Consider the following 3,114-nt stretch of genomic DNA (forward strand, 5'->3'; position numbering starts at 1 on the left):
TGCGCGGACAGGTCGGGTTCGAACCCGCCATCCGCAGCCTCATCGACAAGGGCATGGGCTGCTTCGTCGAGGTGTCGCCGCACCCCGTGCTGACGATGGCGGTCGAGGACACCGTCGAGGCGCAGGACGCCGTCGGCCGGGTGGCCGTCGTCGGGTCGCTGCGCCGGGGCGAAGGCGGACTGGCCCGCTTCCTGCTCTCCCTCGGCCAGGCGCACACCGTCGGTGTGAAGGTCGACTGGGACGCGGTCTACGCGGGCACGGGTGCCCAGCGCGTCGACCTGCCGACCTACGCCTTCCAGCGGGAGAAGTACTGGCTGACGCCCTCGGCGCAGGGTGGTGACGTCGCCGCGGCCGGCCTCGACCGGATGCGGCACCCCGTCCTCGCGGCGGCCGTGGAGGTCGCCGACCGCGACGAATGGGTGTTCTCCGGCCGCTTCTCCACCGAGTCGCAGCCGTGGGTGCGCGACCACGTGGTGCTGGGCACGGTGATCGTGCCGGGCGCCGCGCTCGTCGAACTCGTCCTCGCCGCGGCCCGCCACCTCGGCTGCGAACTCCTCGACGAGCTCGTCCTCGAATCCCCGCTGACCCTCGACGAGGGCTCCGCCCGGCACATCCGGGTCACCGTCGGCCGGCCCGGTGAGGACGGCCGGCGCGAAGTCACCCTCCACTCCCTGGCCGAGACCGCAACCGGACCGGACGGCGAACGCCAGGTCGTCCGGCACGCACGCGGCTGGCTCGCCCCCGAGGCCGCGCCCGCGACGCCCTTCCCCGCCGCCTGGCCGCCGATCGCCGCCGTCGAGTCCTCCGCCGACGCCCTCTACGAGCGACTGGCCGACATCGGACTCGACTACGGCCCGCTGTTCCAGGGCGTGCAGGCCGTGTGGCGCAGCGGCACCGACGTGTACGCCGAGGTCGCCCTCCCGGACGACATCGCCGGCACCGCTCTCGACGGGTACGCCATCCACCCGGCGCTGTTCGACGCCGCCCTGCACGCCGGCATGGTGGACAAGGACACCGCGTCCGCCCCGGACCTGCCGTTCTCCTGGTCCGGCGTACGGTGCGGAAACACCGCGCCCTCCCGGGTGCGCGTCCGCATCGGCAACGCGGGCGAGTCCGCCTTCAGTGTCGACATCGCCGACGAGAACGGCGACATGGTCGTCGCGGTCGACAGCCTCGCCGTGCGCCCCGTCGACCCGGCGCAGCTCGGGCGTGCCCAGGGCGAGCAGAACACGCTGTTCCAGCTCGAGTGGGCGCCCGTCACCGGAACGTCCTCCCCGGCCCGCGTCGTGGTCCTCGGCGACCTCGACGCACCCGGTGAGCGCTACGCCGACCTGCCCGCCCTCGAAGCCGCGCTCGCCGACGGCGCCGCGGGCGCGGACGTCGTCCTCGCCGAGATCGAGACCCCGGCCGGGGACGATCCCGTCCACGCCGCACACCTGGTGGCCGAGCACACCCTCGCCCTGGCCCAGCGGTGGCTCGCCAGCGAGTGGCTCGGAGAGGCGACCCTGGTGGCGGTGACCCGGCACGCCGTCGCCGTCGGCGCGGAATCCGTCGACCTCGCCCAGGCCCCCGCGTGGGGTCTGCTGCGCAGCGCGCAGACCGAGCACCCCGGCCGCTTCGTCCTGGTCGACACGGACGGCGGCGCCCAGCCCGACTGGAGCTCCCTGACCGGGCTGGACGAGCCGCAGCTGGCCGTGCGCGGCGGCGCGCTCCTCGCCCCCCGCCTGGGACGGCCGGTCGCCGGACCGTCCGGTGCGGCGTGGCGCCTGGCCAGCACGGAGAAGGGCTCCCTGGAGAACCTCGCCGTCGTGCCCTCCGACGGCGCCCGCCCGCTGGGCGTCGGCGAGGTCCGCATCTCCGTCCGCGCCGCCGGCCTCAACTTCCGCGACGTGCTCATCGCTCTCGGCATGTACCCGGGCGACGCACCCCTGGGCAGCGAGGCGGCGGGCGTCGTCCTCGAGGTCGGCTCCGCGGTCACCGACCTCCGGCCCGGCGACCGCGTGTTCGGCCTGGTGATGGACGCCTTCGGCCCCGTCGCCGTCGCCGACCGCAAGACCGTCGCCCGCATGCCGGAACGCCTCACCTTCGCCGAGGCGGCCGCCATCCCCGTCGTCTACCTGACCGCGTACTACGGCCTGGTCGACCTGGCCGGCCTGCGCGAGGGCGAGAAGCTGCTCGTGCACGCCGCCGCCGGTGGCGTCGGCATGGCCGCCGTACAACTGGCCCACCACTGGGGCGCCGAGGTCTTCGCCACCGCCAGCCCCGCCAAGTGGGACGCCGTACGCGCCCTCGGCGTCCCCGCGGAGCGCATCGCCTCCTCCCGCGACCTCGGCTTCCGCGACGCCCTCCGCGCCGCCACCGGTGGTGCCGGCGTGGACGTGGTGCTCAACTCCCTCGCGGGCGAGTTCGTCGACGCGTCACTGGAACTGCTGCCCCGGGGCGGCCGCTTCATCGAGATGGGCAAGACCGACATCCGCGACCCCGAGGCCGTCGCCCACCGGAGCGCCGGCGTGCGCTACCGCTCGTACGACCTGATGGAGGCGGGACCCGACCGCATCCAGCAGATGCTGGTCGAGATCGCCGAACTGTTCGCCGGCGGAGTGCTGACCCCCTCGCCGATCCGCTCCTGGGACGTACGCCGCGGACAGGAGGCGTTCCGCTACCTGCGCGAGGGCCGCAACGTCGGCAAGGTCGTGCTGACCGTGCCCGCACCCCTCGACCCCGAGGGGACCGTGCTCGTCACCGGGGGCACCGGCGGCCTGGGCGCCCTGTTCGCCCGGCACCTCGTCACCCGGCGCGGTGCCCGCCACCTGCTGCTGGTCAGCCGGCGCGGCCCGGCCGCCGACGGCGCCGCCGAACTGGTCACCGAACTCGCCGCACTCGGCGCCCAGGCCCGCGTCGCCGCCTGCGACGTGTCCGACCGCGACCAGCTCGCCCACCTGCTCGACTCGCTCGACCGCCCGCTCACCGCGGTGATCCACACCGCCGGTGTGCTGGCCGACGGCGTCATCGAGTCGCTCAGCCCCGCGCAGATCGACCACGTCATGCGCCCCAAGCTGGATGCCGCGTGGCACCTGCACGAGCTGACCTCCCGCATGGACCTGTCGGCGTTCG

General features: G+C 74.8%; 1 protein-coding gene. It reads left to right on the forward strand.

Annotated features, from left to right (window positions below; all coding sequences use genetic code 11):
* The coding region (locus IH00_RS38530; RefSeq protein WP_039947870.1) for an SDR family NAD(P)-dependent oxidoreductase at nucleotides 1-3,114 on the forward strand (3,114 nt) is incomplete at both ends.

This window comes from Streptomyces sp. NRRL S-118, from assembly GCF_000716335.1.
In the GTDB taxonomy this organism is placed as follows: domain Bacteria; phylum Actinomycetota; class Actinomycetes; order Streptomycetales; family Streptomycetaceae; genus Streptomyces.